19 protein-coding genes are annotated in these 19679 nt (G+C 66.5%); 14 read left to right on the top strand and 5 right to left on the bottom strand.

What is annotated here, in order from left to right:
• Positions 1-13: 13 nt before the first annotated feature.
• A complete protein-coding gene (locus IU514_RS11705) occupies positions 14-3706 on the top strand; it encodes a pilus assembly protein (protein ID WP_194931302.1) in 3693 nt (1230 codons plus the stop codon).
• The gene (locus tag IU514_RS11710) at positions 3703-4125 is read left to right on the top strand and encodes a type IV pilin protein (RefSeq protein WP_324187825.1); all 423 of its coding nucleotides are present in this window, start codon (positions 3703-3705) and stop codon (positions 4123-4125) included. Before IU514_RS11705 ends, IU514_RS11710 begins: the two co-directional genes overlap by 4 nt.
• An 81-nt stretch (positions 4126-4206) precedes the next feature.
• Here IU514_RS11710 and IU514_RS11715 read toward each other — a convergent pair whose 3' ends face one another.
• Both IU514_RS11715 and IU514_RS11720 read right to left on the bottom strand, forming a co-directional pair.
• On the bottom strand, positions 4207-4686 hold the full coding sequence (locus tag IU514_RS11715) for a glycine zipper 2TM domain-containing protein (RefSeq protein ID WP_194931303.1): 480 nt from the start codon (positions 4684-4686) through the stop codon (positions 4207-4209).
• A 161-nt stretch (positions 4687-4847) separates the two neighbouring features.
• Positions 4848-5294 carry a hypothetical protein gene (locus IU514_RS11720; RefSeq protein ID WP_194931304.1) on the bottom strand — a complete coding sequence of 149 codons (447 nt, stop codon included), beginning with the start codon at positions 5292-5294 and terminating at the stop codon, positions 4848-4850.
• 99 nt (positions 5295-5393) lie between these two features.
• Here IU514_RS11720 and IU514_RS11725 point away from each other — a divergent pair, with 99 nt between their 5' ends.
• The gene (locus IU514_RS11725; RefSeq protein WP_386761003.1) at positions 5394-6206 is read left to right on the top strand and encodes a tRNA threonylcarbamoyladenosine dehydratase; all 813 of its coding nucleotides are present in this window, start codon (positions 5394-5396) and stop codon (positions 6204-6206) included.
• A gap of 6 nt (positions 6207-6212) precedes the next feature.
• Here IU514_RS11725 and IU514_RS11730 read toward each other — a convergent pair whose 3' ends face one another.
• On the bottom strand, positions 6213-6980 hold the full coding sequence (locus IU514_RS11730) for a TatD family hydrolase (protein WP_194931305.1): 768 nt from the start codon (positions 6978-6980) through the stop codon (positions 6213-6215).
• Between the two features lie 4 nt (positions 6981-6984).
• Entirely contained in the window at positions 6985-7191 is a 207-nt protein-coding gene (locus IU514_RS11735; protein WP_194931306.1) for a DUF6116 family protein, read from the bottom strand.
• Positions 7192-7352: 161 nt separating this feature from the next.
• Here IU514_RS11735 and IU514_RS11740 point away from each other — a divergent pair, with 161 nt between their 5' ends.
• The 6 genes from IU514_RS11740 (at position 7353) to asnB (ending at position 15079) form a co-directional block, all read left to right on the top strand.
• Positions 7353-8159 carry a glycine zipper 2TM domain-containing protein gene (locus tag IU514_RS11740; protein WP_194931307.1) on the top strand — a complete coding sequence of 269 codons (807 nt, stop codon included), beginning with the start codon at positions 7353-7355 and terminating at the stop codon, positions 8157-8159.
• A 172-nt stretch (positions 8160-8331) separates the two neighbouring features.
• Positions 8332-9495, top strand: a complete 1164-nt coding sequence (locus tag IU514_RS11745) for an acyl-CoA dehydrogenase family protein (protein WP_194931308.1) — start codon at positions 8332-8334, stop codon at positions 9493-9495.
• A 108-nt stretch (positions 9496-9603) separates the two neighbouring features.
• Entirely contained in the window at positions 9604-10155 is a 552-nt protein-coding gene (locus IU514_RS11750) for a GNAT family N-acetyltransferase (RefSeq protein WP_194931309.1), read from the top strand.
• Complete coding sequence (locus tag IU514_RS11755; protein WP_194931515.1) at positions 10155-10793, top strand: glutathione S-transferase family protein; 639 nt, start codon at positions 10155-10157, stop codon at positions 10791-10793. Before IU514_RS11750 ends, IU514_RS11755 begins: the two co-directional genes overlap by 1 nt.
• A gap of 43 nt (positions 10794-10836) precedes the next feature.
• Positions 10837-13116 carry a thiamine pyrophosphate-dependent enzyme gene (locus IU514_RS11760; protein WP_194931310.1) on the top strand — a complete coding sequence of 760 codons (2280 nt, stop codon included), beginning with the start codon at positions 10837-10839 and terminating at the stop codon, positions 13114-13116.
• A 10-nt stretch (positions 13117-13126) separates the two neighbouring features.
• A complete protein-coding gene (gene asnB / locus IU514_RS11765) occupies positions 13127-15079 on the top strand; it encodes an asparagine synthase (glutamine-hydrolyzing) (RefSeq protein WP_194931311.1) in 1953 nt (650 codons plus the stop codon).
• A gap of 14 nt (positions 15080-15093) precedes the next feature.
• On the opposite strand, the gene ygfZ is transcribed toward asnB, so the two are convergent.
• The gene (ygfZ, locus tag IU514_RS11770; protein ID WP_194931312.1) at positions 15094-15963 is read right to left on the bottom strand and encodes a CAF17-like 4Fe-4S cluster assembly/insertion protein YgfZ; all 870 of its coding nucleotides are present in this window, start codon (positions 15961-15963) and stop codon (positions 15094-15096) included.
• A gap of 26 nt (positions 15964-15989) precedes the next feature.
• Between ygfZ and IU514_RS19150 the strand changes: the two genes are divergently transcribed.
• The 5 genes from IU514_RS19150 to IU514_RS11795 are packed head-to-tail and all read left to right on the top strand — an operon-like array spanning position 15990 to position 19601.
• The gene (locus IU514_RS19150; protein ID WP_324187826.1) at positions 15990-16157 is read left to right on the top strand and encodes a DUF1674 domain-containing protein; all 168 of its coding nucleotides are present in this window, start codon (positions 15990-15992) and stop codon (positions 16155-16157) included.
• A 60-nt stretch (positions 16158-16217) separates the two neighbouring features.
• The gene (gene sdhC / locus IU514_RS11780; protein ID WP_194931313.1) at positions 16218-16613 is read left to right on the top strand and encodes a succinate dehydrogenase, cytochrome b556 subunit; all 396 of its coding nucleotides are present in this window, start codon (positions 16218-16220) and stop codon (positions 16611-16613) included.
• Positions 16610-17002: a succinate dehydrogenase, hydrophobic membrane anchor protein gene (gene sdhD, locus IU514_RS11785; protein WP_194931314.1), complete on the top strand. Its 393-nt coding sequence runs from the start codon at positions 16610-16612 to the stop codon at positions 17000-17002. Before sdhC ends, sdhD begins: the two co-directional genes overlap by 4 nt.
• A 3-nt stretch (positions 17003-17005) precedes the next feature.
• Positions 17006-18799 carry a succinate dehydrogenase flavoprotein subunit gene (gene sdhA / locus IU514_RS11790; protein ID WP_194931315.1) on the top strand — a complete coding sequence of 598 codons (1794 nt, stop codon included), beginning with the start codon at positions 17006-17008 and terminating at the stop codon, positions 18797-18799.
• Between the two features lie 19 nt (positions 18800-18818).
• Positions 18819-19601: a succinate dehydrogenase iron-sulfur subunit gene (locus IU514_RS11795; protein WP_194931316.1), complete on the top strand. Its 783-nt coding sequence runs from the start codon at positions 18819-18821 to the stop codon at positions 19599-19601.
• Positions 19602-19679: the final 78 nt, after the last annotated feature.

Genomic DNA, 19679 nt, shown 5'->3' on the forward strand with positions numbered 1-19679 from the left:
GCAGGGGGACGACATGAAATCGAGCATGTGGGGCGCGCTGTCGGCGACGGCGCTGGTTCTGGGCATCTCGGCGTTGACGCCGGGCAAGGACGTCCAGGCCGGTATCGCACAGCAGCCACTGACTATCGGCACGCGGGTCAAGCCCAACCTGATGCTGGTGATCGACAACTCCGGCAGCATGGACGGCGAGGGCCTGTATCCCACCAACGACGGCGCGTTGTGGTGGGACACGGGCAACCGCGGCTTCTGGGGATCCTCCAGCGGTCGAGGCGGTGGCGCCGGACTCAACTTCAACAATGTCGGCGACGCCAACAGCACGTGGAAGAAGTACGTCTACCTGTTCCCCGTCGAGCCGCGCATCTACGCCGATGCCGACAACGACCACTTCGCGGTTCCGCCGACCCTGGAGTTCGCGTTTGCGCGAAGCCCGGACTACAACGGTCAGTACTACAACCCCGCCGTGACCTATGCGCCATGGCCGAGCGAAGGCGCCACGACCTTCGCGGCTGCGACGCCCGCGGCGGTCAAGACCGATCCCCTCGGCACGACCACGATCAATGTCACCGGCAACGTGACGCACTCGTTCCGACTGCACCCGGGCATGCACAAGCCCGATGGCACGGCGATGCGGACCAACGAGCTCACCAACAACAACGACGTCGTTGGGCGGAACTACGACTTCACCTACAAGGTCGCGACGTACTACAGCCGCCGTACTGAGGCTTCGGCCTACACCGTAGGCGGCAACAACTACAACTGCTCGACGCCGGCCCCGGCGGCTTATGCGGCGTTCTTCTCCAATCCGGGCTCGGCGAGTTTCAGCAACGGCGTCGTGGCGCTGGCGCCGGACGGCTACTGCCTGACCCGCACGGAGATCGCGTCGGGCACGCCGGAGATGCAGAACTTCGCCAACTGGTTCCAGTACCACCGCAAGCGCCACCTGGCGCTGCGCGCGGGCATGGGCGAAGCGTTCAACGACATCAGCGGGATCCGTTTGGGCGGCACGCCGATCAACAATCGCCCCAACAACGTCACGATGTACGACTTCGATACCCAGCGCAGCAGCGTCTACGACTGGTTCTACGGCATCGGCGGCAACAACGGCGGTACTCCGAACCGTGAAGGCCTGAAGTTCGCGGGCGACCAGTTCGACAGCACCAGCACCGGCATCGTCCAGCACGCCTGTCAGAAGAACTTCGTCCTTCAGTTCACCGACGGCTTCTCCACTCCCAGCACGTCCTCGGGCGTCGGCAACGCCGACAACAACAAGGGCACGCCGTATCAGGACGCCTACAGCAACACCATCGCCGACATCGCGATGAAGTACTACACGCGCATCCGCACCGACCTGGCCAGTGGCCAGGTGCCGGTGCCGGTGGGTTGCCGCGCCGCCAATCGCGACCCGCAGCTGGACTGCAACTCCAATCCGCACGTGAACCACTACGGCATTACGCTCGGCGCGCAGGGCAACATCTTCGGCGTCACGCACCAGCGCGTGGCCGACGCGTACACGGCGGCCCCGGCGTGGGTCGATCCGACCGCGCAGCGCAGCCCGGTGCAGGTCGACGACCTGTACCACGCCTCGGTCAACGGCCGCGGCGAGATGCTCAACGCGCGTTCCAGCACCGAACTGACCAACCGTCTGCGCCAGGCGCTGGAGTCGATCATCTCCAACTCGGAAGGCTCGGGCTCGCGCACCGCATCGTCGTCCACGCGCGCCGGCGGCGGCTCGCTCCTGTTCCAGGCGCATTTCGACGCCTCGCAGTGGACCGGTGAGCTCGCCGCCCACGAGATCCAGACCGGCGGTACGGTCTCGTCGACCCCGCGCTGGAGCGCGGCCGGGTCGATACCGGCGCACGGCGTCCGCAACATCTATTTCCGCAATGCGTCAGGCCAGCGAACGTCGTTCGCATGGGATCAGCTGACGACCGCCCAGCAGGCCTCGTTCAACCTCAATCCGGCCAATACCTCGCAGAGCGACGGCGCCGGGCAGCGCCGCGTCGCCTGGATCCGCGGCGACCGCTCCGTGCAGGGCGTGCCGACCCCGGGCACGGTGCGGCTGCGTGAGCGTGCCTCGTCGCTGGGTGACATCGTCAACTCCAGTCCGCGTTACGTCGGCACCGACAACTTCGGTTACGACCGCCTGCCTTCGGGTGCCGATGGCCGCGATTCGTACCAGGCGTTCCGGTTCGGCAAGGCCGACCGCACGGCGATGGTCTACATCGGCGCCAACGACGGCATGCTGCACGCGTTCCGTGCGTCCGACGGCGTCGAGCAGTGGGCCTTCATCCCGTCCGAGTTCATGGCTGCCGGTCTCGGCCAGTCGCCGGCCCTGGCCCAGTTGCCGCGCAGCGATTACACGCACCGCTATTACGTCGACGGACAACCCGTTGCTGGCGACGCTTACTTCGGCAATGCGTGGCACACGGTGCTGGTCACGACGATGGGCGCGGGTGGCCGCAGCATCGTCGCCATCGACGTAAGCAACCCGACCGCGGCGACCGCACCGGAAGTGCTGTGGGAGTTCACCCATCCCGATCTCGGGTATGTCATGGGTCAGCCCAGCATCCAGCGCATGGCCAACGGCCGATGGGCGGCGATCTTCGGCAGCGGGTATGGCCTCAACAAGTCGGCCAAGCTTTTCATCGTCGATATCGAGACTGGCGAGCTGATGACCGGCCCGGCCAACGCGCGGGCGCCGATCGACACCGATCCGGACTACAACCCAGCGAGCAATCCAGCGAACGGCCTGTCGCCCCCGTACCCGGTCGATACCAACGGCGATTCCGTCATCGACATGATCTACGCGGGCGACCTGATGGGTAACCTGTGGCGGTTCGACGTCGACTCGAGCTCGACCAACAACTGGCGCGTCCATCACGGCCAGGCCAACGATCCGCGCCCACTGGTCACCGTCTGCGCATCCGGCAACGTCAACAACATCTATGCGTGCCCGGCGGCCAGCCGCCAGCCGATCACCGTGCGTCCGGTGGTGGGCCGTGGCCCGTATGCCGCAGGCCAGACGATCTACTTCGGCACCGGCAAGTTCTTCGAAGACGGCGACAACTCCCTCACCGCCGGTGCGACCGGTCCGGTGCAGAGCTTCTATGCCATCTATGACGACAACGCCAACAACCGCGCCGTGGTCGCTGGTCGCAGCGAACTGCTGCAGCAGACGATCCAGAACGAGGTGACGCTGCCCAACGTGGGGTCGTACCGGGTGACCTCGCGCAATGCGCTGACCACCAGCCACAAGGGCTGGTACGTCGACCTGATCTACAGCGCAGCCGGGTTCCTCGGCGAGCGCGTCGTAGCCGATCCGGTGCTGCAGGGCGGCCGCATCATCTTCACGACGCTGATGCCTGGCGACGCCTGTAGCGGCGGTTCCGACGGCTGGCTGATGGAATTGCAGGCCCGCGACGGCGGCCGCTTCGACAGTCCGATCCTCGACATCAACGGTGATGGTCTGTTCACCGTCTCCACGCCGGGCAACCAGGGCGACACGATCACCCACAACAACCAGCAAGTGCCGGCGTCCGGCGTCAAGTCGACGGTGGGCGGTCTGCAGACGCCGAGCATCATCAACGTGCCGGGACAGGGCCTGCAGAAGAAGATCATGTCGGGCGCCACTGGCAACATCCAGGAGGTCGGCGAACGCGACACTCTGCCGCGCGGCCGCACGTCCTGGAGGCAGTTCTGGCCATGAAGACGACCGCCACGCGCGCCGCGATGCGCGGCATCACCCTGATCGAGCTGATGATCGTGGTGACGATCATCGCGATCCTGGCCGCGATCGCCTACCCAAGCTACGAGGAGCAGGTCCGCAAGACGCGCCGGGCCGAAGGCAAGGCCGCGCTCAATGAGGTGGCCAGCCGGCTGGAGCGATGCTTCACGCGATTCAATGCGTACAACGCCGCAGGGTGCAACGGCGTCGACCAGATGACTTCGGAGAACGACTGGTACCGGGTCAGCGCCAGCGCCATCTCGGCGAGTGCCTACACACTGCAGGCGGTTCCGCAGCGCGGCCAGGCGACCAGCGATACCAAGTGCGGGACTCTGACACTGACGCATGTCGGGGTGCGCGCGCAGAGTGGTACGCCGCCGAGCGGGTACCAGTGCTGGTGACGGACTCGCTCCGGAGCACCGGCAATGACAAAGGCCCGCGAATCGCGGGCCTTTGTTTTTTCTACTGCGACCGCGCAGTGATCACTGCGCCCAGGCGCGACCGTTGTAGACGCGAACATAGGAACCCTGGCGGATGCCATCCAGATCGGTCTGTGTAACGACCGTGGTGCGGCCGTCGTTCATGCGCACATAGACGTTATAGGAAGCCGACGTGTTCTTCTGGATTGCATTGCCGGCCACCGCGCCGCCCACTGCGCCGACCGCGGCCGATACGTTCTGGTTGCCCTCGCTGCCGCCGGTATGTCGCGAAATCTCGTGACCCGCGACGGCGCCGACGATACCGCCGAGTACCGCGCCGGTGGCGCCAGGCGCGCTGCTGCCGCTGGTGACCTGCTCCACCCGCGTCACTGTGCCGCAGTCGTAGCAGTTGGCCGTGCTTCCACCGTAAGTCGACTGGGGGTAACTGCTGTAGCCCGATGATGGCGAAGTAGCGCAGCCGGCGAGCGCCAAGGCAGTCGCAGTAGCTGCAGCGGCAATACGAAAACGGGTGCGACCATTCATGACGAACTCCTTGATGAGGATTGGTCGCGGCGACACGTGTCGCTGCGTGACTCCAAACCTAGACGGGGGCCCGTGAACAGTCCTTCAATCGCGACGCGAAGTGTCAACGCCGTGTGATCGCCGCGCACTGGCGTCGCGCGCGGCGATGGGAAAGCGCGGTATCAGCCGCGGAAATCCTGATGGCAGGCCTTGCAGCCTTCGCCGATGCTCTTGACGGTGTTGCCGACGCCTTCGCAGTTGAGCGGCGGGTTGGCCAGCGCTGCATCGAGCGTGCCGCGGATCTTGCTGGCGTGATCGCGGAATCGCGGATCGTCCTTCAGGTCGGCGAAGGCCGGCTCCAGGTTGTCGGTCATGGTGCGCAGTGCCTTCAGGTGCGGCAGCGTGTCCGTGGCGGCGCAGCGGTTCTCGGAGACACGGTCCTTGAGCTGGCCGAGGTGCCACTGCTGCACCTGCATGACGCTGTCGGGGAAGTGATCGCGGCGCGCGTCGATCGCGCGCATCGCCATCACCGTGGCGATGACGCCGATCACGAGGCCGATCAGGAACAGGAACAGGTATCGGGTGGCGTGGCTCTTGCGGACGGCGGTGCCGGCCTGTGGATCGCTCATGACATCTTCTCCTTGACTCTGCGGTCGCGACGTGGCCGCACCTTATCACGGCCGCTGCGGGCAGGCGGTGGCATTGGGCGCGCCGCTACAATGGGCGGCATGAACGATGTGACTTTGACTTTGGACCCTGCCTGGCAGGAACGGTTCTCCGGTGTCGACCGTTTGTATGGTGCCGGCTCGGTGGCTCGTTTCGCCGCCTGCCGTGTGGCGGTGGTGGGCATGGGCGGCGTCGGGTCGTGGGTCGTGGAGGCGCTCGCGCGCAGCGGCATCGGGCACCTGACGCTGATCGACGCCGATGACCTTTGCGTGTCCAACACCAACCGCCAGTTGCCGGCATTGGCGGGGCAGTACGGCCGTTCCAAGGTCGAGGCGATGGCCGAGCGTTGCCGCGCGATCAACCCGCTGATCACGGCGGAATCCGTGTCGAGTTTCGTCACGCCGTCGAACCTGTCCGAGATGCTGGACCGTGGCTTCGATCTGGTCATCGACGCCTGCGACAGCTTCCGCACGAAGGTCGAGATGGCAGCCTGGTGCAGACGCCGCAAATTGCCGCTGATCGTGGTGGGCTCCGCTGGCGGGCGCACCGATGCGACCCTCGTGCGCGTTCGCGACCTGTCGCGCACCGAGCACGATGCGATGCTGGCGCTGGTGCGCAAGAAATTGCGCAGCGAGTTCAACTTCCCGAAGAACGCCGATCGCTACTTCGGCATCTCCGCGATCTATTCGCTCGAGAACGTCAAGTATCCGCAGCCCGACGGAACGGTGTGCGGCGTCCGGCCGCAGGCCAGCGGTGATGCGGCGCTCAAGCTCGATTGCGGTGTCGGCCTCGGTGCTGCGACGCACATCACCGGCACGTTCGCGTTTGCCGCCACCGGACGTGCGCTGGAGTTGCTGTTGAAGAAAAAGGCGTAGCGAACCTTACGCGGCGGCGAGACCGAAAAGCCGTTCCGCGTTGCGGGAGGTAGCTTCGGCCAGTGTCTCCGGTGCAGTGCCGCGCAGCCCGGCGATGACGTCCAGTATCCGCGCCAGCCGCGCCGGTTCGTTGCGTTGGCCCCGGATGTCCACGTCGGGCTGGTCGGGTGCATCGGTTTCCAGCAGCAGATACTCGAGCGGCATCGTCGCCACCAGCCGGCGCAGCCGGTTGGCGCGGTCGTAGGTCACCGGACCGCCCAGGCCGAGCAGGAACCCTGCCTTCCACAATTGCCTGGCCTGCTCCTCGCTGCCGGAATAGCTGTGCACGACGCCGCGCAGGCCGCCGACGTTGCGGATCGCCGAGATCACGTCGTCGACCGCACGGCGCGCATGCACGATGACCGGCAGGTCGAACTCGCGCGCCAGGCGCAGCTGGCCTTCGAAATAGTGGCGTTGCAGGTCGCGATCGAGTCCCTCGATGAAGTAGTCGAGGCCGCATTCGCCAACCGCGACCGGATTTTCCCTGTCGATCCATTCGCGCAACTGCTGGAGGTGTTCGTCGCGATGCGATGCCAGGTACATCGGGTGCAGGCCATAGGCGGGATGCAGTCCCGCATCCGCACGGCACACGTCGCGAAGCTTCGGCCACCCGGCAGCGTCCACGGCCGGCACGACCTGGCGGGTCACGCCGGCTGCGCGCGCGCGTGCAACCACTGCCGCGCGGTCGCCGTCGAACTCAGGTGCATCGAGGTGGCAGTGGCTGTCGAACAGCATGGCGTCAGCGCGGTGGCTGGATCACGTCCTTGCGCTTCTTGAAGTTGGCGAGCAGCAACGTGCCCAGGCCCAGCAGCAGTTCGTCGGCGAACGGAACGAAGTCGGGCACGACCAGATCGATCACGAATAGCGCGGCAGTCAGCATGAAAAGGCGCGGGTAGCTGAGCTTGCCGAGGAAGCCGAGCAGGGGGGCGGTCAGGGGGTTGGCCATGGGGCACACAGTTTGACGGCGGTCGCAAAGACGCTAACACGCTCCTTAACGGCGTTCACAGATGCGTCGGTCTGATGTTAAAAAATCGGCAGCCGTTCAGCTTGCGAATGATCGAATGGCGCCATCCAACAACAGCGGGTTGCCCCCCGCAGAGGCCTGAAATGAACAAGAACTTGCTTGCAGTTGCGCTGGCTTCGCTGCTCGTGGGCGGCGTGGCCGTTGCGGCTTTCAATAGCTTCAAGAGCAACGACAACCCGCAGGCGGCCGGCACGGCCTCCGATGCCCAGCTGGCCGGGCAGGGCGGCGACGTCGCCGCGAACGGCGCCATCCAGGGCGTGGAATACGCCGACGTCGTCAACGTGAAGCCGATTACGGAGAAGGAACCGCAGTACGCCCAGGTCATCGGCACCGAGCCGGTCCGCGAGACCAGCACCACTTCGACCCCGCGTGAGGTCTGCCAGGACGTGGTCGTGCAGGAGCGCGCCCCGGAGCGTGACGGCAACGTCGGCGGCACCGTGGCCGGTGCCGTGATTGGCGGCCTGGTCGGCAATCAGATCGGCGACGGCAACGGTCGCAAGGCCGCTACTGCCGCGGGTGCTGTGGCCGGTGGCTTCATTGGCAACCAGGTCGACAAGCGCCACGTCGGCGGCAAGGTCGTCAACCGCACCGAGCGCCAGTGCCACACCACGACCTCGACGTCGCAGTCCTCGAAGGTGGTCGCCTACAACGTGACCTACCGCAATCCGGACGGCACCACCGGCACGATGCGCGTCGGCAGCAAGCCGGGCAACCGCATCCCGCTGGGCGACGACGAGAAGGTGGTCGGCTACGATGTCACCTACCGTTACCAGGGCCAGGAGCAGACCGTGCGCATGGACGAGCGTCCCGAAGGCAATCGCCTGCCGGTGATCGACGGCCAGGTCGTGACCCAGACCGCTTCGGCTTCGAGCGGCACCTCGCGCGGCTGATCCACGCGGGCAACATCGAGTCAGGAAGGGCCGGAGCGATCCGGCCCTTCTTTTTTGTGCGCTGTACGCGGCCGCATTGTGCGCGATCACCGCGCTGGAAGCGGTTTCCCGGCCTTACCCCGAGTCGCGGCCATTCATTACAATGGCGATCTTTCCCACGACCGAGTACGCCATGGCCCTGCACCCGTACGACCTCTACGACGTCCGCTCCCTGCTCACCGATGAGGAGCGCGCCGTGCAGGATACGGTGGCACGGTTCAGCGACGAGCGCGTGATCCCGATCATCGGCGAGGCCTTCGACCAGGGCCGCTTTCCGAAGGAACTGGTCGGCGAGATCGCCGAACTGGGCCTGCTGGGTTCCTCGCTGCCGGAAAAGTACGGCTGTGCCGGCCTCAATGCGGTCAGCTACGGCCTGATCTGCCAGGAGCTGGAACGTGGCGACAGCGGCATCCGCAGCTTCGTCAGCGTGCAGTCCTCGCTGTGCATGTACCCGATCTACGCCTACGGCAGCGAAGAACAGCGCCAGCGCTGGCTGCCGGACATGGCGGCGGGTAAGGTCATCGGCTGCTTCGGCCTGACCGAGCCGCATGGCGGTTCCGACCCGGCCAACATGAAGACCAACGCGCGCCGCGACGGCGGCGATTGGATCCTCAACGGTTCCAAGATGTGGATCACCAACGGCAACCTCGCCGACATCGCGATCGTCTGGGCGCAGACCGACGAGGGCATCCAGGGCTTCATCGTCGAAAAGGGCATGCCCGGTTTCGCCGCCCAGGAAATCAAGCACAAGATGAGCCTGCGCGCATCGGTGACCAGCTCGCTGTTCTTCGACAACGTGCGCGTGCCGGACGCCAACCGCCTGCCCAACGTGAAGGGCCTGAAGGGTCCGCTGGGCTGCCTGACGCAGGCGCGCTACGGCATCACCTGGGGCCCGATCGGTGCTGCGATCGCATGCCTGGACGAGGCGCTGAACTACTCCAAGGAGCGCATCCTGTTCGACCGTCCCGTGGCGGCCACGCAGAGCGCGCAGATCAAGCTCGCCGAGATGTCGCGCCGGATCACGCTGGCGCAGCTGCTGGTGCTCCAGCTCGGCCGCCTGAAGGACGCCGGCAAGATGCAGCCGCAGCAGGTGTCGCTGGCCAAGTGGAACAACTGCCGCATGGCGATCGACATCGCGCGCGAGTGCCGCGACCTGCTGGGCGGCGCCGGCATCACCACCGAGCACGCAGCGATCCGCCACGCGCTCAACCTCGAATCGGTCATCACCTACGAGGGCACCGAGACCGTGCACCAGCTGGTGATCGGCCGCGAGCTGACCGGCATCAGCGCGTTCTGACCGGAGGCCCCGTCGTCGGACGGGGCGGGCGGCCCGGGACCATGACGCATCGTCATCGTCCATGGACCGGTGTGCAGTGACGTCGCGTCGCGGCATGAGGAGCGGGCAGTGCAGATACCTGATGTCCAGCTGGAAACTGAACGTCTGCTCCTGCGCCCACCGCAGGGGCAGGACTTCGAGGCGTGGGCCGAGCTCATGGCCGATGTTGAACGCACGCGCTACATCGGCGGCACGCAGCCACGATCGTTGGCGTGGCGTGGTCTGATGACGATGGTCGGGTCGTGGGCCGTACTCGGATTCGGCATGTTCTCCGTCATCGAAAAGTCCAGCGGTCGCTGGATTGGCCGCGTGGGTCCGTGGCAACCCGAGGGCTGGCCGGGTACCGAGGTCGGCTGGGCCATTGCGGGCGGTGCCGGTGGCAAGGGCTACGCCACGGAAGCGGCGACGGTCGCGATCGACTGGGCCTTCCAGACCCTGGGCTGGTCGGAAGTCATTCACACCATCGATCCCGCCAACGCTGCATCGAAGGGCGTTGCGGCCAAACTCGACTCGCGCTACCTGCGCATGGGGCGCCTGCCTGCGCCGCATGACGCCAACGAAGTGGAAGTCTGGGGCCAATCGCGCGAAGAGTGGTTCGCACGCAGGGAGCAGCGCACGTGATCACTGTCTACGGGTATTCCAGTTCGGGCAATTGCCACAAGCTGCGACTGATGCTGACGCAGCTGCGCCGCGAGTTCCGCTGGGTCGAGATCGACAGCACGTCCGGCGGGACGCGCACCCCCGAGTACCTGGCGAAGAACCCCAACGGCAAGGTGCCGATGATCGAGGCCGACGACGGCCGCATCATGACGGAGTCGAACGCCATCCTGTGCTGGCTGGCCGAGGACACCGCCTTCTGGAGCGGCGACGCCTGGCAGCGAGCGCAGGCGCTCAGCTGGATGTTTTTCGAGCAGTACAGCCATGAGCCCTACATCGCCGTCGCACGCTTCATCCGCGGCTGGACGCCGCTGGATTCGCCGCGCCGCGCCGACCTGCCGAAGCTGCGCGAGCGCGGCCAGTTGGCGCTGGCGGTGATGGAGCTGCACCTGCAGCAGCATCCATGGTTCAGCGGTGGCGATTACGGCGTGGCCGACATTGCCCTGTTCGCCTATACCGATGTCGCCGACGAGGGCGGCTTCGACCTGGCGCCGTACCCGGCGATCCGCGACTGGCTGCTGCGTGTGCGCAGGACGCCCAATTTCATTGCGATGCCCTTGCCTCCGGTGGAAGCAGCGTCGCGCATAGCACTGCCTGACTGAATATTCCTATTGAGCTCCCCCGGAACGGGGAGTGGAGTCGACGATGTCCGCACAGCAGTACGCCGTACCGAATCCGATCCCGGCCCGCATGAAGGGCCTCAACCGCGCCGAAATCTGCGACGTCAACTTCGTGGAGTTCGTGAAGCATTGGAACGGCCGCGCCGATGCGCGCCCCGCCTTGGGCGAAGCGGTGCTCGATGGCAGCGCCCTCGACGCGCGCGGTTTCCTGGAGCTGTTCGAGTCGCAACTGATCAGTCGCCATCTCGACCTGATGGCTCGCGTGCTGCGCGTGCAGAACAAGGTCTTCTACACGATCGGTTCCAGCGGCCATGAAGGCAACGCGATGGTCGCGCGGCTGACGCGCCACACCGATCCGGCGTTCCTGCATTACCGCTCCGGCGGCTTCATGGCCGAGCGTTTCCGCAAGCTGCCCGGCATGGATCCGATCATGGACTCGGCACTGAGCTTCGCCGCCAGTGCGGAGGACCCTGCCAGCGGCGGCCGCCACAAGGTGTGGGGCAGCAAGCCGTTGTGGGTGTTGCCGCAGACCTCGACCATCGCCTCGCACCTGCCCAAGGCGCTGGGCACGGCGGTCGCCATCGAAACCGGCAAGCGCCTGGGCCACGCGCTGCCGATTCCCGACGACAGCATCGCGATCTGCTCGTTCGGCGATGCCTCGTCCAACCATGCCACCGCGCAGACCGCATTCAACGCGGCCGCGTGGACGGCCTACCAGAAGCTGCCGGCGCCGGTCCTGTTCGTCTGCGAGGACAATGGCATCGGCATCTCGGTGAAGACGCCGTCGGGCTGGATCGCCAACCGTTTCCAGCACATGGACGGCCTGGACTACTTCTTCGCCGATGGCCTGGACCTGGCCAACGGCTACGGCGACGTGCAGAAGGCGGTCGAGCATTGCCGCCGCACCCGTCGCCCGACGTTTCTGCACCTGAAGACCACCCGCATCATGGGCCACGCCGGCACCGACTTCGAGATCGAGTGGCGCTCGGTCGAGGAACTGTGCGCGGTCGAAGCGACCGACCCGCTGCTGCGTTCGGCCGCCATCGCGATGGAGTCGGGCCTGATGAGTCGCGATGAAGTGCTTGCGCTGTATGAGGAAACGCGCCGCAAGTGCTTCGCTGCTGCCGATCACGCCGACCGCACTCCCAAGCTCGACAGGCTGGAGGACGTGATCGCGCCGCTGGCGCCGTATTCGCCGGCAGCGGTGAAGCAGGAGGCCGAGCGCGCCGATTTCCCGCAGCGCCGGCTCGAGGTATTCGGCAGCGAAGCCAAGCTGCCGGAGAACCAGCCGCCACGGCATCTCGCCATCCAGATCAACAACGCGCTGCACGACATCTTCGCCAAGTATCCGGAGACCCTGCTGTTCGGCGAGGACGTCGCGCAGAAGGGCGGCGTGTACACGGTGACCAAGGGCCTGCAGAAGGCATTCGGCCCGCGGCGCGTGTTCAACACGCTGCTTGACGAGACGATGATCCTAGGTATGGCGCAGGGCTTCGCCAACGTCGGCCTGCTGCCGATCCCGGAGATCCAGTACCTCGCGTACTTCCACAACGCCTGCGACCAGATCCGTGGCGAAGCGGCGTCGCTGCAGTTCTTCAGCAACAACCAGTACGCCAACCCGATGGTCGTGCGCATCGCCGGCCTCGGCTACCAGCGCGGCTTCGGCGGCCATTTCCATAACGACAACTCGATCACCGCGCTGCGCGACATCCCTGGTCTGGTGGTGGGTTGTCCGTCGCGCGGCGACGATGCCGCGACGATGCTGCGCACGCTGACCGCGCTGTCGAAGGTGGATGGCCGCGTCAGCGTGTTCCTGGAGCCGATCGCCCTGTACATGACCAAGGACCTGTACGAGCCCGGCGACGGCGGTTGGCTGACGGCCTATCCGAAGCCCGATGAAGCCATGACCCTGGGCGAAGGCCGCGTGTACGGCGAAGGCAACGACGACCTGGTGATCTTCAGCTATGGCAACGGCGTGCCAATGAGCCTGCGCGCCGCCCGCGCCATCGAGAAGAAACACGGCTGGAAGACCCGCGTGGTTGACCTGCGCTGGCTGGTGCCGCTCAACGAGGAATACATCCGCGAGCAGGCGCGCACCGCCAAGCGAATCCTGATCGTCGACGAAGGCCGGCACAGCGCCGGCGTGGGCGAGGGCGTGGTGACCGCGATCGCCGAAGGTGGATACGCCGCACGGCCGTTCCAGCGTGTGGTCGGCGAGGACACTTACACGCCGCTCGCAGGTGCTGCATTCCTGGTGATTCCGTCCGATGAAGACGTGATCGCCGCCGCCGACCGCCTGGCCTGAGGCCGCGCTGATGTGCGGTCTTGCCGGTCTGCTCCGCCCGACTCCGGACACGGGGGCGGATCGGCTGTCTGCGCTCGCCCGGGCGATGGGCGATGCGATGCTGCATCGCGGCCCGGACGACAGCGGCGTGTGGGCCGACGAACAGACCGGCATCGCGCTCGCGCATCGGCGCCTCAGCATCCTCGACCTGTCGCCACTGGGCCATCAGCCGATGGCCTCGGCCGATCAACGCTTCGTCGTCGCCTACAACGGCGAGATCTACAACTTCGCCGAACTGCGCGAGGTGCTGGTCGCGCGCGGCCATGCGTTCCGTGGCCATTCCGACACCGAAGTGTTGTTGGCAGCAGCGGTGGAGTGGGGCGTCGAGGACGCCATTGCCCGCTGCAACGGCATGTTCGCGATCGCGTTGTGGGACCGCCAGGAGCAATGCCTGTGGCTGGCACGCGACCGTGTCGGCAAGAAGCCGCTGTATTACGGATGGGCCGGCGACACGTTCGTGTTCGGCTCCGAGCTCAAGGCACTCTGGCAGCACCCCGCGTTCGACAACCCGGTCGATCCGGACTCGCTGGCGCTGCTGTTGCGGCTTGATTACATCCCGGCGCCGCACGCGATCCATGCCGATACCTTCAAACTGCTGCCCGGTTCGCTGTTGCGGATGGATGCACGCACGGTTGCGGTCGGTGCGAAGTCGCACGATCCCGCACGCGACCAGCGCCGCTACTGGGATGCACGCGAACGGATGGCCGCGGCGATCTCGCAGCCATTCACCGGCGACGTGCTGGAGGCGGAGAACCGGCTCGACACGCTGCTGCGCGATTCGGTGGCGCTTCGCATGGTCGCCGACGTGCCGGTCGGCGTGTTCCTTTCGGGCGGCACCGATTCGTCGATCGTGACCGCGCTGATGCAGGCGCAGAGCCGGCATCCGGTGCGCACCTTCACGATCGGCTTCGAGCGCTCGCACCACGACGAAGCGCACCTGGCGCGCGAAGTGGCCGAGCACCTGCACACCGCGCATACCGAACTCTATGTCAGTGGTGCCGATGCACTGGCCGTCGTTCCGACGCTACCGGCGATGTTCGATGAGCCGTTCGCCGACGCCTCGCAGGTGCCGACCGCGCTGGTAGCGCGTCTGGCGCGCACGGCTGTGACGGTGGCCTTGTCCGGCGACGGCGGCGACGAGTTGTTCTACGGATACAAGCGCTACGACCGCGCGATTCGCAACTGGCGCTGGCAGCGCCGCATCCCTGCGCCGATCCGGAACGCACTGGCGCGCAGCGCCAGGCAGCATGGCGAGGCTTCGCGCACGGGCGGATTCGCAGCGCTGGCCGCGGAGATGGGCGCACGCGGCATCGGCGACGTTTACCGCCAGCGCATTGCGCGTTGGCGCGATCCGGCTCGCGCGGTCACCGGTTCGAAGCTGCCGGAAACCTTCTACGACCAGCCCGATCCGTTGCGCGGCGCCGGCACGCCGGCCGACGCGATGATGCTCGCCGACTTCGCCACGTACCTGCCCGACGACCTGCTGTGCAAGGTCGACCGCACCAGCATGGCGGTGAGCCTGGAGGCGCGGGCTCCGCTGCTGGACTGGCGCGTCGCCGAGTTCGCGTGGTCGTTGCCGCTGGAGTTCAAGCGTCATACCTCGGGCAACAAGTACCTGCTCAAGCAGGTGCTGCGCCGCTACCTGCCGGACAGCATGGTCGATCGCGGCAAGCGCGGCTTCGGTGCGCCCGTCAGCCAGTGGTTGATCGCCGACCTGCGCGAGTGGGCGGCAGCTCTGCTCGACGAGAACCGTCTGCGCGAGCAGGGGTACTTCGATGCCGGAGCGGTGCACGGACTATGGCAGCAGTTCCTCGGCGGCGAGCGCAAATGGCACACGCACCTGTGGAATGTGCTGATGTTCCAGGCCTGGCAGGAGCATTGGCGCGCGCAGCGGGCGAGAGTGGGCGCCGGCGCGGCCGGTTAACGCCGAACCGCTCGCTAGCGTTCCAGGCCGCTCTTGAGGGGGAGCTCCCGAACGGCCCCGGATTCCAGCCGCAACGGCTGCTCGGCGCGTTCGAGCGGCAGCACGGCGAGGGCAAGGTGGTGGCCGCCGGCCGCCGCCTGGGCCACGAGTTTGCCGAGTACGGCGGATTCGCCACTCACGTCGGTGCCATCCGGCGCAGGGGCCGATGCCTCCAGCAATACCAGTCCCCGCTTCGCCTGGCCGAGGAAATGCGTGCGCGCGACGATCTCCTGGCCCGGGTAGCAGCCCTTCTTCACGCTGAAGGCCTGCAGCCGCTCCAGCGACAACTGCTGCGGCGTCCAGTGCTCCACCTGTGAAGCCGGCAAGCGAGGCAGCCCGTGCGCGAGGTCGTAGGCCTGCCAGTGCGAAACGGCATCGGCATCGGCTGGCGCGGCGTCGGACGAGATGCGGACCGTGCGCGGACCGCCCTCCGCGCTGAAATCGAGCTCGATCCCCGCTGCCGCGTCGCCCGCCAAGGCAGGGCCTCGCGCATGTGCAGGTCTCGTGAAGCCTCCCTGGACACGTAGGTCGTCGCGGACCGCGATCGCGACCTTGCTGCGGAATACGAACCGCTGCAGCGCTGCGGCGAGGTTGCCCGGGTCGGCGTCCGGCACGACCAGCCAGATGGCTTCATCGGACAGTTTCAGCAAGGCGAACAACGCGATAACGCGTCCCTTGGGCGTCAGCCATCCGCTCCAGTGCCACTGACCGGGCTCCAGCGCGGCGACATCGTTCATGAACTGTGCCTGCGCGAAAGCCGCCGCATCGCGTCCGGTGAGGGCGATCAGGCGATGGTCGGGCAGGGCGAAGGCGAGGCCGGACGAGGCCTGCGGGTTGTCATGCATGGGGGCGGGATTTAACATTCAGCGCCGTGATCATAGGCCAAACCACTCCCTCCGCAGCGCCGGACGCACCCGAGACACCGGAACAAGCACCGGTCCCGGGCGATACGAAGGCGAAGGAGTTCGGCGGGCGCGAAGGCCCCGAGCCGACCCGCTACGGCGACTGGGAAAAGAACGGCCGCTGCATCGACTTCTGACGCGTCACCACGCGTTCCCGCCACGCGGCCCTGCCGCCCAGCCGAGAGACCGCCAAGCCCATGGCGAATCGCGAACGTCCCTTGTCACCGCATCTGCAGGTTTACCGCTGGCAGGTGCAGATGGTGACCTCGATCCTGCACCGTGCGACTGGTGTCGTCCTTTCCGTCGGCAGCCTGCTCGTCGTGTGCGGCCTGATGTCCCTGGCCAAAGGACCTGAAGCCTGGGGCCACTTCACCGCCTTCGCGCGATCGGGATTCGGCTTCCTGATCATGTTCGGCTGGAGCTGGTCGCTGGCCTACCACTTGCTCAACGGCATCCGCCACCTGATGCAGGACGCCGGCATGGGCTATCGCATCGAGCAGTTCGTGCGCAGCAGCTGGATCTCCATCATCGGCAGCCTGGTGCTCACAGCGCTGATCTGGATGGCCGCGATGATGCAGGGAGGTGCGGCATGAGCAGCCAGAATCGTTTGCGCAATCCGCTGAAGACCGCACGCGGTCTCGGCTCCGCAAAGGAAGGCACGGGCCACTTCATCGTCCAGCGCGTGACCGCGGTGGCGCTGGTGTTCCTGTCGCTGTACGTCATCGCCCTGATCGTGAACCTGATCGGCCACGACTACGAGTACGTGCGCCACAGCGTCGCCAGCCCGTTCAACGCGGTGCTGCTGGTCGCGTTCCTGATCGCCACGTTCTGGCACATGAAGCTGGGCCTGCAGGTGATCATCGAGGACTACGTCCATACCCCGTGGGTGGCGGTTGCATCGCAGCTCGCGGTCGTTTTCGTTTGCGTAATCGCCGCTGTTGCCAGCGTGCTCGCCGTCATCCGCATCGCGCTGGGAGCCTGATTCATGGCCGCCGCTTACAAGATTCAAGAGCACACCTTCGACATGATCGTGGTCGGCGCCGGTGGCGCCGGTCTGCGCGCCACCTTCGGCCTGGCCCAGAAGGGCCTGAAGACCGCGTGCATCACCAAGGTCTTCCCGACCCGTTCGCACACCGTGGCCGCCCAGGGCGGCGTGGCCGCCGCGCTGGCCAACATGGGCGAAGACGACTGGCGCTACCACTTCTTCGATACCGTCAAGGGCTCGGACTGGCTGGGCGACCAGGACGCGATCGAGTACATGTGCAAGGAGGCCATCCCGGCGATCATCGAGCTGGAGCACTACGGCGTTCCGTTCTCGCGCACCGAGGAAGGCAAGATCTACCAGCGCCCGTTCGGCGGCATGACCACGCGCTTCGGCGAAGGTCCGCCGGCGCAGCGCACCTGCGCCGCTGCCGACCGTACCGGTCACGCGATCCTGCACACGCTCTACCAGCAGTCGCTGGCGCATGACGCGCAGTTCTTCATCGAGTACTTCGCGCTCGACCTGATCATGGACGCCAACGGTGCCTGCCGCGGCGTGCTGGCGCTGGACATGGCCGAAGGCACGCTGCACCTGTTCCGTGCCCAGGGCACGGTGCTGGCGACCGGCGGCTACGGCCGCGCCTACTTCTCCGCGACCTCCGCCCATACCTGCACCGGCGACGGCGGCGGCATGGTGCTGCGCGCCGGCCTGGCGCTGCAGGACATGGAGTTCGTGCAGTTCCACCCGACCGGCATCTACGGCGCCGGCTGCCTGATCACCGAAGGCGTGCGTGGCGAAGGCGGCATCCTGCGCAACAGCAACGGCGAGCGCTTCATGGAGCGCTATGCGCCGAGCGTGAAGGACCTTGCCCCGCGCGATATGGTCAGCCGCGCGATGACGATGGAAATCCGCGAAGGCCGCGGCGTCGGCGAGCACAAGGACCACATCCTGCTCGACCTGACCCACCTGGGCCCGGAAGTCATCCACGAGAAGCTGCCGGGCATCGCCGAGTCGGCGCGCATCTTCGCCAACGTCGACGTCGAGAAGCAGCCGATCCCGGTGATCCCGACCGTGCACTACAACATGGGCGGCATCCCGACCAACTACCACGGCGAAGTGGTGCAGCTGAAGAACGGCAACCCGGACGAAGTCGTGCCGGGCCTGTACGCGATCGGCGAAGCCGCCTGCGTGTCGGTCCACGGCGCCAACCGGCTGGGCTCCAACTCGCTGCTCGACCTGGTCGTGTTCGGCCGCGCCGTGGCCAACCGCGCTGCCGAGACGGTCAAGCCGGACGGCAAGCAGGCCAAGCTCGCGAGCGATGCCTGCGATGCCGCGCTGGCGCGCCTCGACAAGCTGCGCAACGCCAACGGCGGTACGCCGACCGCGGTTATCCGCGACAAGATGCAGCGCACCATGCAGGCCGACGCCGCGGTGTTCCGCACCGGTGAGACGCTGTCCGACGGCGTCAAGAAGATGCGCGAGATCCATGCGTCCTTCGCCGACGTCAAGGTCGCCGACCGTTCGCTGATCTGGAACTCCGACCTGATCGAAACCTACGAACTGTCGAACCTGCTCGATCAGGCGCTGGTGACGATTGTTTCCGCCGAGAACCGCACCGAGTCGCGTGGCGCCCATGCCCGCGAGGACTTCCCGGATCGCGACGACGCCAACTGGCAGAAGCACACCCTGTGCTCGGTCGACGAGGCGGGCAACACCAAGATCGATTACCGCCCGGTGCACATGTACACGTTGACCGACGACGTGTCCGTGGTTCCGCCGAAGAAGCGCGTCTACTGATTCCGGAGCGAATACGATCGTGGCCGAATTTACCCTCCCGAAGAATTCCCAGATCCAGAAGGGCCGTCACTGGTCGGCGCCGGGCGCCAAGCAGCCGCGCACCTTCAAGGTCTATCGCTGGAACCCCGACGACGGCATGAACCCGCGCGTGGACACCTATGAGGTGGACATGGCGACCTGCGGCCCGATGGTTCTGGACGCGCTGATCAAGATCAAGAACGAGATCGACCCGACGCTGACCTTCCGTCGCTCCTGCCGCGAGGGCATCTGCGGCTCGTGCGCGATGAACATCGACGGCACCAACACGCTCGCCTGCACCAAGGCGATCAGCGACTGCGAGAAGGGCGAGGTGCCGATCTATCCGCTGCCGCACATGCCGGTGGTGAAGGATCTGGTGCCGGACCTGACCCACTTCTACGCGCAGTACGCATCGATCAAGCCGTGGCTGCGCACGCAGAGCCCGGCGCCGTCGGACCGTGAGCGCCTGCAGTCGCCGGCCGACCGCAAGAAGCTCGACGGTCTGTACGAGTGCATCCTGTGCGCGTGCTGCTCGACCAGCTGCCCGAGCTACTGGTGGAACGGCGACCGTTACCTGGGCCCGGCGATCCTGCTGCAGGCCTACCGCTGGATCATCGACTCGCGCGATGAAGACACCGGCGCGCGTCTGGACGACCTGGAAGATCCGTTCAAGCTGTACCGTTGCCACACCATCATGAACTGCGCGCGTACCTGCCCGAAGGGTTTGAACCCGGCGCAGGCGATCGGCGAGATCAAGAAGCTGATGCTGGCACGCCGGGTCTGATCCGGCGCGGGGCAGTGAGGCAGATTAGGGAAGGGCGCACGCGAGTGCGCCCTTTCTCACGAGAGCTGAAGGGAAGAC

This window comes from Lysobacter niastensis (assembly GCF_015453285.1).
GTDB classification, from domain to species: domain Bacteria; phylum Pseudomonadota; class Gammaproteobacteria; order Xanthomonadales; family Xanthomonadaceae; genus Lysobacter_J; species Lysobacter_J niastensis.